This is a genomic window from Amycolatopsis orientalis DSM 40040 = KCTC 9412 (assembly GCF_000478275.1).
GTDB classification, from domain to species: Bacteria; Actinomycetota; Actinomycetes; order Mycobacteriales; family Pseudonocardiaceae; genus Amycolatopsis; species Amycolatopsis orientalis.
In genome coordinates this window covers 14,610-27,909 of the sequence record NZ_ASJB01000081.1, presented here as the reverse complement: position 1 = coordinate 27,909, position 13,300 = coordinate 14,610, and the positions used below count along the sequence as shown (strand labels likewise).

The window sequence follows — 13,300 nt, the reverse complement described above, 5'->3', positions numbered from 1 at the left end:
GACCCGTGCGATATCTGCTCCTGATCTACAACTGCAAGCGGCCGGAGCCCGGGGACCCCGCCTTTCCCGATGCGCTGGCCAGGGTGAATGCCTTCGCCGACGAATGCCGCCGCCGCGGTGCCTTCGTCGGCGGGCATCCGCTGCGGCCGGAGAGCACGGCGACCGTCGTCGAGGTGCGGGGCGGTAAAACGCTCGTCACCGACGGGCCGTTCGTGGAAACCCACGAGCACCTCGGCGGCTACTACGTCCTCGACTGCCGGAACCTCGACGAAGCCCTTGAGCTGGCCGCGCTCTGTCCGCTGGCGAGCGAAGGCTCCATCGAGGTGCGGCCGATCGCCGGTGTGCCGGGGCTGGATCACCGGCCGTCCGACCCGGTGGCCGCCGCGGAATGACGGCCGACGTGGTGGAGCGGGTCTTCCGCGAACACCGCGCCCGGATGCTCGCCGCGCTCGTCCGCGCCCTCGGCGACTTCGAACTCGCCGAAGACGCGTTGCAGGACGCGTGCGCGCAGGCGCTGCGGCGCTGGTCCGAGCCGCCGGACGATCCGGTCGCCTGGCTGCTCACGGTCGCGCGCAACAGCGCCATCGACCGGCTGCGGCGAGCCCGGCTCGGCCGGGAGAAACAGGAAGAGGCGGCCGCGCCGGTGGAGGCGACGATGTCCGACTTCGACGACAAACGGCTGCTCGCCGTCGGCGACGAACGGCTGAGCCTGATCTTCACCTGTTGCCATCCCGCGCTGGCCGAGGAGGCACGGGTCGCGCTCACACTGCAGGCCGTCGCCGGGCTGACCGCGGCGCAGATCGCGCGGTGTTTCCTGGTCGCCGAAGCGACGCTCGCGCAGCGGTTGGTGCGGGCGAAACGGAAGATCCGCGACGCAGGCATCGGCCTGGAGGTCCCGGCCGACCACCTGCTGCCCGAGCGGCTGTCCGGCGTGCTGTCGGTCGTGTACTTGATCTTCACGCAGGGCTACACCGCTGACGACGCGGTGGTGCGGCGAGAGGCGATCCGGCTCGGCAGGCTCGTGGCCGCCCTCATGCCCGACGAGCCCGAAGCGCTCGGCTTGGTCGCTTTGCTGTTGCTGCACGACTCGCGGTCCGCCGTCCGCCGCGACGACGCCGGCGATGTCATCCTGCTGGAGGATCAGGACCGGTCCGGATGGGATCACGGCGAGATCGCCGAAGCGGTCGGCGTCCTCGACCGGGCGCTGCGCCACGGGGCGCCCGGGCCCTACCAGCTCCAGGCCGCCATCGCGGTGCTCCACGCGCAGGCACCGTCCACAACGGACACGGATTGGCCCGGGATCGCCGCGCTCTACGGTGAACTGCTGGCGCTGACGCCCTCGCCGGTGGTGGCGCTGAACCACGCGGTCGCCGTCGCGATGGCCACGACGCCGGAGGACGGGCTCGCGCTCATCGACCGGATCGGGGGGTTGGAGGGCTACCACTTGTTCCACTCCGCACGCGCGGATCTGCTTCGCCGTCTCGGCAGGCGCGACGAGGCGATCGCCGCGTACCGCCGCGCGCATGACCTCGCCACCGCCCCCGGCGACCGGCGATTCCTCAGTGGACGGTTGCGGTCACTCGATTCCCCGGCTGCCGAGCCGCCCGGCCGAGGAACGCCAGCAACCGGGTCAGCTTGTCGGCGTCCTCGGGCGGGGTGAGCTCCGGCCCGAAGAACCCGGGACGGCGCACGACATGGGCGCGAGCCCATTCGAAGGCGACGTCGACGAGCGGGGGAGCGGTCCGGACGTCCATCCCGAGGGCGTACCCGATGTCCCAGGTGTGGGCGACGTGATCGGTGATCAAGAGGGTGACGATCGCGGCCAGCGGGACTTCGCCCATCCCCGTGATCGAGGTGATCCTGGCGAGTGTGTCCGGCGTCAGCGCCGCGACCGACTCCTCGCGCGCCGCCCGCCAGGTCCGCAGCGGATCGGCTCCGGCCAGCACCGCCGGATGCGGCGCGCCCGGCGCACCCGCCGGTTCCTTGTAGTCCTCACCGGTCGCCCAGGCACGCATTTGGTGCTGGCCCCAGATCACGTGTCCGGCGACGTCGCGCACCGACCACTCGGAGCACATCGACGGTTTGTCCCATTGATCCGGCCGGACCGCCGCGAGGACCGCGTCGAACCCGTCCTGGGCGTGCCGGTACGACTCCATCGTTTCCATGTCTGTTCCCTTCCTCGAGATGTCGTGCACCCCGAGGACGAACGGGAGGGGCGCGACTCGACACCGGAGGGGGAGCAAGGGACCTTTGCTATCGCCCGGCTCTCTGACCTGCGGAAAGAGAGCCAGGGACCTTTGCTATCGCTCCCGCCGGGCCAGCTGAGCCCGTGCCCGCCCGTCCATCGGACCGCCGCGCCGCTCCAGTTCCGCGTCGATCCGCGCCCGGTCGGCGGGCTGCTTGTTCCCGCCGAACTTGAACTTCGCCCGCACCCCGGTCACGGTCAGCTCGACCCCGCGGATGCCGGGGAGCAGCCGCTTGTCCGGGGCCTCGGTGGCGCTCACGGCGACACGGTCACCGGAAGGCTCGAAGTGCGCGAGCTGCCGGTCCAGCAGCGCCGCCTTCTCCTCGGCGCCGTCGACCAGCCGGACGTCGCATTCGAGCTGGACGGACGCGTAGTACGACGTCGGGACGCCGTGCGGCGGGTCGGCCGGGGTGTTCCAGCCGGACTGGATGTAGGTGTGGTCGTCGGTCACCGAGAGCAGCGCGCGCGGGTGCTCCTCCAGGAGCGGCCAGACCGGATTGGGGCGCGCGAGGTGCAGCAGGACCGTGCGGGCGCCGTCGTAGACGAAGTGCACCGGGTTGACGATCGGCAGGTCACGGCCCTTGCCTCCGGCGATCAGCTGGCCGAAGTCGTGTTCGGAAAGCCACTCCCGCCATTCGGCGTCGTCGTGGGCGGAGTCCCACGGGTGAATCAGCATGATCGAGTATGAGCACGCGGAATGGCCCTATAAAAGGTCCAGTTTCGCGTCAGATCAGGTGGCCACTTCGGAGCGTTCGTCCTCGGCCAGCATCTCCGCGACGCTCTTGCGGCGCTGCGGCCGTTCCGTGGTCAGCGCGCCGCCCGGCTTCAGCTCGCGGACGGTGAAGTACAGCCAGCCGAGCAGCGCCATCGCCCCGAACGCGATCCACTGGAGCGCGTAGGAGAAGAACGGCCCCGCGTCGGTCTGCGGCAGCGGCAGCGCGCCCAGCACGCCGGGCTGGTTCACGTCGAGCTGGAAGTACCCCGGCCGGATGTCCAGTTTCGCGGCCCGCGCGACGACCTGGGAATCGACGACGTAGCTCTGCAGCTTCCCGCCGGTCGACTCGTCGGCGAAGGCGTCGCGGTTCTTCCCGTCCCTCTCGTCGTGACGCGCCCGCGTGATGATGTCGACGACCCCGGTGGGCGGCGGGGCGAAGGGCAGGGCGCGCGACTTCGCGTCGAGCCGCACGTACCCGCGGTCCACCAGCACCACGGTGCCCTCGACGGTCCGGAACGGTGTCAGGACCTCGAAGGCCGCTTCGCCCTGTACGGAGCGCAGACGGGCCACGACCTCGCCCTCGGGAAGGTACGTGCCCTTCATCGCGACCAGATGCCATTCGGTGCGCTGATCAGGGGCGGCACCCGCGGGAAGCAGTTCGTCCAGCGACTTCGGCTGCCCGGTGAACGACTCCCGCAGCGCCGCGTTCTGATGCTCGCGCTCGGTGTTGCGGGAGAACTGCCACGGCGCCAGCAGGGTGAAGCAGCAGACGGCGAAGGTGAACACCACCAACGTCAACGCCAGCCAGCCGGGCCGTAGCAGGAACTTCAACCGCACCCCACCACGGTAAGCGGTCCGCTTCAGGCGTGTGCGCGCACCCACTCGAGCAGGCCCGGAACGGTCCGCTCGATCATGCCGAGGACGTCTTCGAAACCGTCGTCCTCGCCGTAGTACGGGTCCGGGACCTCGGCGCCTTCGGGCGCGGACGGATCGAACTCCCGCAGCAAGCGGACCTTCGCCGGGTCGGTCACCTTGCGCCGAAGGAAGGAGAGGTGGCTCTCGTCCGCGGCGAGCAGCAGGTCGGCGGCGAGATGCCCGCGGTCGACCTCGGCGGCGACGTGGCCGGTCGGGTAACCGTGTTCCGCCAGCTTCGCGCGGGCCCGCTTGTCGGCGGCCTCCCCGACATGCCAGCCGCCGGTGCCCGCGCTGGACGCCTGGACGAGGTGGTCGAGACCGGCTTCCTCGGCCTTCGCGCGGAAGACGAGTTCGGCCATCGGTGAGCGGCAGATGTTGCCGGAGCAGACGAAGACGATGTGCAGCACCTGATCAGTGTGAACGCAGAGAGAGATCGACCGCTCACCGGCTCCGAACGGCTATCGGGCGCGCGAAGCTGGAAAGCCGGGACGAAGCGGGAGTAGACCTCCTGGAGAGAAACACGCAGGAAGGTCGCGTATGAGCGCACCAACACCCACCGTCGAATCCCCGGCAACCGGGCTTCGCTGGTACCGCATCACCGTCAAGCATCCGCATCCCTACGAGGTCGGGCGGATCCTGTCGGAGCACCACTTCGTCCAGGCGAGATCGCCGAAAGAGGCGATGACCAGGATGCCGTTGCACCTCCGGTCGAGCGCGTCCGTCGCGCCCTATCAGGTAGACCACCCCGACGTCCCCGATCACACGACGAAGGCGTACCGGGCGATGATGTGGACGGGCCGGGTCATGCGCGCGGCAGGCCGCTGGGCGGTCAACAAGGACGCGAAGGCGCTGGAGTGACCCGGGGCGCGGGGGCGACAGCAAAGGTCCCTTGCTCTCTTTTCGCAGGTCAGCGGGTCAGGCGATAGCAAAGGTCCCTTGCTCCCCCCCGAGGTCACGGCCGCGAGCAGGCCGACCGCACGGCGTCGCCGAGCGCGGCCGAGTGCAGCCGGTCCAGCTCGCGCCGCGCGTCCACCAGCCGCACTGTGACCCCGAGCCGCGCCTCGCAGGACCGTCGCGCCCGCGCGTCCCGGGTCTGGGCGAGTTCCGTGAGCAGGCCCGCGTTGAGCCGGTCGATCACCGGCCGGACCTCGGTCGCCAGGTCGGGCCGTTCGGGCGGCCGCGAGCCGGGGTCCTCGGTCCACCGCGCGTACAGGCCGCGCTGCACGAGCTTGTTCGCCTCGATCTGGTCGCGGAAGAACCGCACCGCGTCGCCGGCGTCGAGACCGAGGCCGGGTGCCTTCGCCGCGACCGAGTCGAGGATCTGCTGTTCGCGCGCCGGGTCGTCGATCGGCGACGGCGTGCCGAACTTCGCGGCCGCGACCTTGTCGGCGATCTCCACGCGCTGAGCGGACAGATCGGTCAGCGTCCAGAAACCGGATGACGCCGAGGCGGGGGCGGGCATCGCCAGCGGTCCGGCCACGAGCAGCGCGCAGAGCACCCGAAGTCGCATGCCCGGAAACGCTACATGCGAAAATCCCCGGGTGCCCGCGTTAGCCGAAGTCATCGCCGCCCTGGAGCAGGCGTACCCGCCCGAACTCGCCGAATCGTGGGACGCCGTCGGACTCGTCTGCGGCGACCCGGCCGAGAACGTGGACAAGGTCCTGTTCTGCGTCGACCCGGTCGAAGAGACCGTCGACGAGGCGATCGACGGCGGCGCGCGGCTGATCGTCGCGCATCACCCGCTGTTGCTGCGCGGCGTCCACGGCGTCCCGGCCGACAGCACCAAGGGCCGCCTCGTGCACCGGCTGATCCGCGCCGGCGTCGCCCTCTACTGCGCGCACACCAACGCCGATTCCGCGTCGCCCGGTGTCTCCGACGCGCTCGCCGAGGCCATCGGCCTGACCGTCCTCGGCCCGCTCGACCCCCGCGAGGACGGCGTCACCGGCATCGGCCGCATCGGCGAACTGCCCGCGCCGGAACCGTTCTCCGCCTTCGTCGAACGCGTCGCGAACGCCTTGCCGCGTACGGAACCCGGCGTCTACGGCGCGGGTGATCCCGGTCGCCCGATCCGCCGCGTCGCCGTTTCCGGCGGGTCCGGCGACAGTTATCTCAAGCGTGCCACCGCCGCCGGGGTCGACGCGTACGTCACCGCCGATCTCCGGCACCATCCGGCCGGCGAGCACCTCGCCGACATCGCCGAAGTCCCCGCCCTGGTCGGCGTCACGCACTGGGCGAGCGAATGGCCGTGGTGTGAGCAAGCCTCGGCCGTCGTCCGCGCCGCGTTTGCGGGTAACGTCGACCTTCACGTCTCCACGAGGTGCACCGACCCGTGGACGCTACGGGCCACCCGAACCGAGCACTAAGAATCAAGGAGCACCGTGAAGGCTGACCCCGCCATCCAGCGCCAGCTGCTCGAACTCGCGAAGGTGGACGCCGAACTTTCGCGTACCGCCCACCGCCGCCGCACCCTCCCCGAAATCGCCGAGATCGACGCGGGTGAGAAGACCGTCCGCGAACGACGTGACGCGCTGGTCTCGGTCCAGACCGCGGCGTCCGACCTCGACCGCGAGATCGCCCGGCAGGAGAAGGAGATCGAGTCGGTGCGCGCCCGCGGGGACCGCGACCGCAAGCTGCTCGAATCCGGTTCCGTCGCGGCGAAGCAGATGGCCGACATCGAGCACGAGCTGAACAGCCTCACCCGGCGTCAGTCCGCGCTCGAGGACGACCTGCTCGAACTGATGGAACGCCGCGAGGCGCTCGAACTCGACGCCCAGCGCACCAGCGCCGAGGTCGCCAAGGCCGAGAACGAGGTCGCCGAAGCCATCCGCCGCCGCGACGAGCAGTTCGCCGACTTCGACACCACGCAGGCGCGCCGCGACGAAGACCGCGCCAAGCTCCTGCCGCGTTTCCCGGACGACCTCATCAAGCTCTACGTACGCGTCCGGGCGCAGAAGGGCATCGGCGCGGCGCTGCTGCGGGCCCGCCGCTGCGGTGCCTGCCAGCTGGACATCGACCGCCGCGAGATCGCCGAGATCAAGGCCGCCCCCGAGGACAACGTCATCCAGTGCGAGAACTGCGGCGCCATCCTGGTGCGCACGCTGGAGTCCGGCCTGTGACCGACCACGTACTCGTCGAGGCCGACGGCGGTTCGCGGGGCAACCCCGGGCCCGCCGGCTACGGCGCCGTGGTCAAGGACGCGGACACCGGTGCGGTGCTCGCCGAGCGCAAGGCCTACGTCGGCATCGCGACCAACAACGTCGCTGAGTACTCCGGCCTGATCGCCGGACTCGCCGCGGCCGCCGAGCTCGGAGCGTCCACAGTGGACGTCCGGATGGACTCGAAGCTCGTGGTGGAGCAGATGTCCGGGCGCTGGAAGGTCAAGCACCCGTCGATGCAGCCGCTGAACGCCGAGGCCAGGGAACTGGCGGCGCGGTTCTCGCGGGTGCACTACGAGTGGATTCCGCGCGCGGAGAACTCGCACGCCGACGGGCTCGCGAACGAGGCGATGGACGCCGGACGTGACGGCGCCCAGACCGCGACGCAGGCGGAGGCGCCGAAGCCGGTGAAGCAGGACAGGTCCAGCCCGGTCGGCTGGACCGGCGCCACCGGGACGCCCACCAAACTGCTCCTCGTGCGGCACGGCCAGACGGCGATGTCGGTCGAGAAGCGCTACTCCGGCCGCGGTGACGTGCCGCTCACCGAGCACGGCAAGCAGCAGGCCGCCGCCGCCGCGAAACGGCTCGGCGCGATGGAAGGCCTGGTCGTCGACGGTGAAGCCGCGCCGATCATCGCCTCGCCGCTGATCCGCACCCAGCAGACCGCGCAGGCGATCGCGGACGCGCTCGGCGGCCGGGTCGAGACGCACCCCGGGCTGATCGAGACCGACTTCGGCGACTGGGAGGGCCTCACCTTCAAGGAGGCCATGGACCGCGATCCCGAATTCCAGACCGGCTGGCTGTCCGACACCTCGATCCCCGCGCCGGGCGGGGAGAGCTTCGACGGCGTCCACCGCCGGGTCCGCAAGGCCCGCGACGAGCTGCTCGCGAAGTACGGTGGCCGGACGCTCGTGCTGGTCAGTCATGTCACGCCGATCAAGGCGCTGCTGCGGATGGGCCTCGACGCCGGGCCGTCGCTGCTGTTCCGCCTGCATCTGGACCTGGCTTCGCTGTCGATCGTCGAGTTCTATCCGGACGGCAACGCGTCGGTCCGGCTGGTGAACGACATCTCGCATTTGTCCTAGCTCGGGAAATGTGGCGCGGATCACGCCTGGATATGACGTGTCGCGGGCGGCCGATGGGGTATTGGCTACAGTCTCGGCAACGGCACGTGAGCGAAAAGGCAAAGACGGGGACATGACGGCGAGCGCACTCAGCGAAGCTTCCGAAAAAGACGTGCCCGAACCGGCGGAGACGCCGGCCTCCCGTGGTGCGGCCGCCCGGATCGCGCCCTACCTGGCGATTCTCGCCGGAGTCGCGGCGCTCGCCTGGCATGCGACCCTCTACGGCCACTGGATCGTCGACGACGCGGCCATCACCTTCTCCTACGCGCGCAGCTTCGCCGACGGCCTCGGCCCGGTGCTGCAGCCGGGGCAGCCGTCGGTCGAGGGCTGGTCGAACTCGACCTGGCTGGTGCTGCTGGCGCTCGGCAAACTCGTCGGCGTCTTCGACAGCGGCATGCTGTTCGGCCTGCCCGACTACGTGCTGTTCCCCAAGCTGCTCGGCCTCCTGTTCACCGCCGGGACGCTGGCGGCGTGCCACGTCGCGGCGAAGCAGGTCTTCGAGCGCTTCGCCTGGTTGGCCACGCTGGTGGTCGGGCTGACGCTCGCCGCGATCCCGTCCTTCGTCATCTGGACCATCTCCGGGCTGGAGAACTCCCTGTTCGGGATGGCGGTCGCCTGGCTCGCCGTGCTGTTGTTCGTCGCCGTGCGCAGGGACACCGTGCTCACCGCGAAGGTCGCCGTCTGGTCCGGGGTGCTGGTCGCGTTCGCCGCGCTGACCCGCCCCGAAGGCCTCATCTACGGCGGCGCGTACCCGCTGGTCGTGCTGTTCCAGCTGCGTAAGCCGCTGCTGGGGCGGAGCGTCAAGTTCATCGTGGTGTCGGTGGTCGCGTTCGCGATCCCGTTCGGCGCGTACCTCGCCTGGCGGATCGCGGAGTTCGGCAGGCTGCTGGCGAACCCGTCGATCGCGAAGGGGCAGGGCCTGCCCGGCCTTTCGGCACTGAAGCAGCCGTTCGAATTGGTCGGCTACGCGGGCGTCGCCGGGACGATCCTGCTGGCGCTGACCATCGGCTACGCGGTGGTCCGCGCGGAATGGCGCCGCAGCCTGATCGCGCTGCTGGTGCCGCTGGCGCTGGGCATCGTCGCGTACGGCGTGATGGTCCCGGACTGGATGGGCCAGCACCGCTTCGCCACCCCGATCTGGATCCTCGCCGCGCTGGCGGGAACGCTGGCGGCGGGCGAACTGCTGCGCCGTTCGCGGGCCGTCCTGCGGAGTGTCGTGGTGCTCGTGCTGGTCGCGGCCGCGATCCCGTCGGGGATGGGTTTCGCGTCGGCGTCGGAGAAGTTCCAAGAGGTTCCGACGGTGCCCGCGTGCCTCATCGCCGACCGCTTCGGCCGCGGCTTCAACACCATGGCCGACATCCTCGGCCTCCAGCAGGCTTCACTGCTGCTGCCCGACCTCGGCGGTTCGTCGATGACCAGCCGCCTGCACCTGGTCGACATGGCCGGGCTGGTCGAGGCGGACGTCGCGGACTTCGTCAAGAACGGCGACATGCCGGGGCTGCGCGACTACGTCTTCGAGACGGTCAAGCCGACCTTCATCCACTCGTGGGGCCCGTGGGCGGCGGGGAACGGCATCACGGTCGACCCGCGGATCGACCGTGATTACGAGCCGATCTTCGTGTACCCCGGCGCCGGGCCGCGCAACGGCGACTTCGTGCGCAAGGACGCCATCTCCAGCCCGGAGAAGCTGAAGGCGGTCCAGGACTACGCCGCGAAGACCCTTCCGGACGTCGAGAAGGCGCGCTTCGGCGGCCCGCTCAAGGACTGCGGCCCGACCATGCACCCCGGCGAGACCGTCTACCTGCCGTAAACCCCCGCATTTCGTCCTCTGGATGCGGTAGTTGCACACGCATGAATCGCGAAGGCCGCTTTCCCGAGGGGACACCCCGGGAAAGCGGCCTTCGTCGTCAGGTCCGTTCGGTGTAGTCGAAGCCCCACGAGGTTCCGTTGGGCCGGTAGCAGGCCTTCACGATCCGGTAGTAGCGGGCGTAGTCGGACTGCTCGTCGAGGCAGACCGACTGCTTCCACCACGGGCCCGCGAACCGTATTTCGCCGGCCTGTGCGGAAGGCGCCGAGACAAGCAACGGTGCGATCGTCGCCGCCGTGCAGGCGACGGTGACCGCGATCCGCTGACCGAGTGACCTTCGCGCCGTCGTCCGTTCGACAGGGTGCATGTGATCCCCCAGGATCTTCGGGTTTCGGATTACGGCGGGCAGCGTATTCCGAAGCGCTGCCAAAGCACTGTCGTCGTCTACGTGCCGCGAAACCATGCGTTTAGTCCTCTGGAAGCGGTAGTTGCACGCGCATACACCGCATCCAGAGGACTAAACGCGGGAGCGGCCGAGCGCGGAGGTCAACTCGGTCCGTCCGGTGATCCCCAGCTTCCGGTAGGCCCCGGACAAATGCAGTTCGACGGTGCGGCGCGTCAGGTGCAGCGCTTCGGCGATCTCGCGGTTGGTGAGACCCTGGGACGCCATCACCGCGACGCGGTATTCCTGTTTGGTGAGGCCGTGTTCGTTGTCCTTCGCGATCGTCATGGCGGCCCTGGCGACCCGCAGCGCCTCGGCCGCCCGCCTCGCCAGCGGCCGCGCCCCGCAATGCCTGCTCGACTGCGCGGCCCGCCGCAGCGTGACGACAGCCTTCTCGCCCTGCCCGTGCCGCGCCTGCAGCGCGCCGAGTTCGATCAGCGCCTCGGCCAGCGCCAGTTTCGCGGTCGACCCGCCGAGGACGTCGACGGCCCTGGTGAGCAGGCGTTCGGCCTCGTCGTCATCGCGGACGAGACCCGCCGTGGTCAGCGCGCCGCCGAGGATTCTCGGCGCTCCCCAGCGTTCCGCGGCTTCGAGATCCTCTTCCGCGAGCCGCGCCGCCGCATCGGTGCGCCCGAGCTCCAGCGCGGCGCGGACGGCATACGCCCGCCAGGGCGCGAAGCCGGGGAAACGCATGCCGTGGTGTTCGAGACGACGTCCGCAGCCGCGCAGATCCTCGTAGCCGAGTTCGGGCTCACCGGTGGCCGCCCGGAGCCTGCCTCGCGCGTAGAGCAGGTAGTTGTGCGTGAAAAGTGCTTGCGTGGCCCCGAAATCGATCCTTTCGAGCAGGGCGTTCGCGACGTCGAACCGGCCGAGGTCGACCGAGGTCTCGATCAGCCTGGCCACGCACAGCACGGCCACCGGGCATCGGCTGGTGGCGCCGCGTTCGTCGAACTGCCGCACCAGGGTTTCGTAGTGGACACTCGCCCGCACCAGGTCGCCGCCCGCCTGCAGGGCGATCCCGCGGGCGAGTGTGGCGAGGGCGCCCTTCGGCACATGGAAGTCCCACGGCAGGCGTTTGGTGTCGAGCACCTGGCAGAGCTTGTCGGTGAGGGCGGCCTCATCGGCGAGCACGGCCGTCGCGAGCGTGAAGAAGTAGGGCTGCTCGAACAGTTCCGGTTGTTCGCCGGACAGTGCCTCCCCGAAATGGCGGACGGCGTTCGCCGAAGAGTTCCCGCTCCGCACCGTGTCGAGCGCCAGCAGCCCCGAGCGGCTCTGCTGCGCGGCGGGGTCGTTCAGCGGCGCCCACTGCTGCTCGAAGTCGCGGAAGTCCGGCGGCGGCCCGAGTCTGCTGCCCGCCTCGGCGAGGTAGGTCATGCACAGCAGCGGCCAGACGGCGTCGGGCCCGCCCGCGTCGAGCCGCGCGGCGAACTGGCCGGCGGAGTTGATCGCCAGCCGCGCGTCCGGGCCGCAGCACAGCGAAAGGATCATGGCCGTCGCGACGAAGGCCGCGGTTTCGCGGTCGTCGATGTGGTCGACGGCCTCGCGCACCCTGGCGGGCGCCAGATCCGGGTCGCAGTGGAACTCCGCGTGCGCGAGCTGGAGCAGGATCGCCATCCGCTTGCGCTCGCTGAGCCGTTCCTCCAGTGCCCGCAGCAGGAACCGGACCGACAGCTCCGGGTCGCCGTTGACCACCGAGTGCCGCGCCGCGAGCCGCAGGATGTCGATCGCCCAAGGGACCCTGACCGCGGTCGCCTCCAGCAGATGCGCGGCGACCCGTTCGGGCGGGGCACCGGCCTCGTGCAGGAGCCGCGCCGCCCTGGCGTGGGTGACCGCCCTGGTGGCGAGCGGCATGTCGGCGAGTACCGAGTTGCGGGCGAACCGGTAGGTGAGCGCGGGCAGATGGCTGTCGCTCAGCAGGTGCACGCGCACCATCTTGTCGATGGCCTCCAGCGCGGTGATCTCGTCGACGCCGGCGAGCTGCGCCAGCAGGTCGAAACTCGCGTCCTCGCCGAGGATCGCGACCGCTTCGAGCATCTTCGGCGCGGCCGTGTACTCGTGCATGCGGACCCGCAGGATCTCGCCGATCATCGCCGAGCCCGCGGTTTCGAGGTCCATGCCGGGGACCATGCGGCGGCGAAGCGCGCCGAGCAGGAAGGGGTTGCCGCCGGTCACCTCACGGCATTCTTCGGGGAACCGGCCGGGGGAGACGCGGAGGAATTCGGCGACGTGCTGGGAACTCAGCCCGCGCAGCCGGATCGTCGCCGGGGTGCAGCCCGCCATCTCCAGCAGCGCGACCTCACCGGTCTGCAGATGCCCGATCAACGACGTCAGCACGATCATCACCGGCAGGTGTTCCACGCGGTGCCGGATGTAGGCGAGGCAGCGCATCGACCACGGGTCGGCGAGGTGGATGTTGTCGACGCCGAGGAAGACCGGTCCTTGTTCGGCGGCGTCCCGGACGATGCGGAAGAAGGCGTCGAGTGCCTCGGTCTGCTCATGTTCGTCCCGTGGCCGGTGGTCCGGCAGGGTCTCGCTCACATGCGGTGCGCGCGGCCGCGGCGATCCGGATACGGCAGGGGCGTGGGTGAGCCCTTCGACGAGCTGACGGCCGACGCCGCCGCTCAGATGTGTCTCCAGCCGGGACGCGGCGGCGATCGCGACGGTGAATCCGGCCGCCTTGGCCAGCTCGCCCGCCGCGCTGAGCACCGACGACTTGCCCATCCCGAACTCGCCGACCACCACCGCGCTGGTGGCGCGCCCGTGGAGGGCGGCGCGGAACAGCCCGGTGATCGTGGCCAGTTCGCTGTCGCGGCCCAGCAACCCGGCGGCGCGGCGCTTCGGTACCGAAGGCTCGCCGAAGGGACTCTCGGGATTTACTTCGGTATGCACCGTAGAGA

The 13,300-nt window shown here is 70.3% G+C and carries 14 protein-coding genes; 7 read left to right on the top strand and 7 right to left on the bottom strand.

The window, feature by feature from the left end; all coding sequences use genetic code 11:
- Positions 1-5: 5 nt before the first annotated feature.
- Together L324_RS30590 and L324_RS30585 are read left to right on the top strand one after the other, a co-directional pair.
- On the top strand, positions 6-392 hold the full coding sequence (locus tag L324_RS30590) for a YciI family protein (RefSeq protein WP_037316822.1): 387 nt from the start codon (positions 6-8) through the stop codon (positions 390-392).
- Positions 389-1,660: an RNA polymerase sigma factor gene (locus L324_RS30585; protein WP_051174167.1), complete on the top strand. Its 1,272-nt coding sequence runs from the start codon at positions 389-391 to the stop codon at positions 1,658-1,660. Before L324_RS30590 ends, L324_RS30585 begins: the two co-directional genes overlap by 4 nt.
- On the opposite strand, the gene L324_RS30580 is transcribed toward L324_RS30585, so the two are convergent.
- From L324_RS30580 to L324_RS30565, 4 genes are all read right to left on the bottom strand, one after another.
- Positions 1,560-2,165: a TIGR03086 family metal-binding protein gene (locus tag L324_RS30580; protein ID WP_037316819.1), complete on the bottom strand. Its 606-nt coding sequence runs from the start codon at positions 2,163-2,165 to the stop codon at positions 1,560-1,562. The genes L324_RS30585 and L324_RS30580 overlap by 101 nt on opposite strands.
- A 135-nt stretch (positions 2,166-2,300) precedes the next feature.
- Positions 2,301-2,921 carry an FMN-binding negative transcriptional regulator gene (locus L324_RS30575; protein ID WP_037316817.1) on the bottom strand — a complete coding sequence of 207 codons (621 nt, stop codon included), beginning with the start codon at positions 2,919-2,921 and terminating at the stop codon, positions 2,301-2,303.
- A 54-nt stretch (positions 2,922-2,975) separates the two neighbouring features.
- Complete coding sequence (locus L324_RS30570) at positions 2,976-3,797, bottom strand: SURF1 family cytochrome oxidase biogenesis protein (RefSeq protein WP_037316897.1); 822 nt, start codon at positions 3,795-3,797, stop codon at positions 2,976-2,978.
- Between the two features lie 23 nt (positions 3,798-3,820).
- A complete protein-coding gene (locus L324_RS30565; protein WP_037316814.1) occupies positions 3,821-4,282 on the bottom strand; it encodes a low molecular weight protein-tyrosine-phosphatase in 462 nt (153 codons plus the stop codon).
- A gap of 130 nt (positions 4,283-4,412) precedes the next feature.
- On the opposite strand from L324_RS30565, the gene L324_RS30560 reads away from it, so the two are divergent.
- Positions 4,413-4,733, top strand: a complete 321-nt coding sequence (locus tag L324_RS30560; RefSeq protein WP_037316811.1) for a hypothetical protein — start codon at positions 4,413-4,415, stop codon at positions 4,731-4,733.
- 94 nt (positions 4,734-4,827) lie between these two features.
- Here the strand turns inward: L324_RS30560 and L324_RS30555 are convergent, their stop codons facing one another.
- Positions 4,828-5,385, bottom strand: a complete 558-nt coding sequence (locus tag L324_RS30555) for a chorismate mutase (RefSeq protein WP_037316807.1) — start codon at positions 5,383-5,385, stop codon at positions 4,828-4,830.
- 31 nt (positions 5,386-5,416) lie between these two features.
- On the opposite strand from L324_RS30555, the gene L324_RS30550 reads away from it, so the two are divergent.
- The 4 genes from L324_RS30550 (at position 5,417) to L324_RS30535 (ending at position 9,964) form a co-directional block, all read left to right on the top strand.
- Positions 5,417-6,238 (top strand): Nif3-like dinuclear metal center hexameric protein, encoded by an 822-nt coding sequence (locus L324_RS30550; RefSeq protein ID WP_037316804.1) that lies wholly within the window; start codon positions 5,417-5,419, stop codon positions 6,236-6,238.
- 15 nt (positions 6,239-6,253) lie between these two features.
- Positions 6,254-6,991 (top strand): zinc ribbon domain-containing protein, encoded by a 738-nt coding sequence (locus L324_RS30545; RefSeq protein ID WP_037316801.1) that lies wholly within the window; start codon positions 6,254-6,256, stop codon positions 6,989-6,991.
- Positions 6,988-8,115, top strand: a complete 1,128-nt coding sequence (locus tag L324_RS30540; protein WP_037316798.1) for a bifunctional RNase H/acid phosphatase — start codon at positions 6,988-6,990, stop codon at positions 8,113-8,115. Before L324_RS30545 ends, L324_RS30540 begins: the two co-directional genes overlap by 4 nt.
- A 112-nt stretch (positions 8,116-8,227) precedes the next feature.
- The gene (locus L324_RS30535) at positions 8,228-9,964 is read left to right on the top strand and encodes a hypothetical protein (protein ID WP_037316794.1); all 1,737 of its coding nucleotides are present in this window, start codon (positions 8,228-8,230) and stop codon (positions 9,962-9,964) included.
- 97 nt (positions 9,965-10,061) lie between these two features.
- Here the strand turns inward: L324_RS30535 and L324_RS30530 are convergent, their stop codons facing one another.
- A complete protein-coding gene (locus L324_RS30530; RefSeq protein ID WP_037316791.1) occupies positions 10,062-10,328 on the bottom strand; it encodes a hypothetical protein in 267 nt (88 codons plus the stop codon).
- A 150-nt stretch (positions 10,329-10,478) separates the two neighbouring features.
- A complete protein-coding gene (locus tag L324_RS30525; protein WP_037316788.1) occupies positions 10,479-13,292 on the bottom strand; it encodes an AAA family ATPase in 2,814 nt (937 codons plus the stop codon).
- Positions 13,293-13,300: the final 8 nt, after the last annotated feature.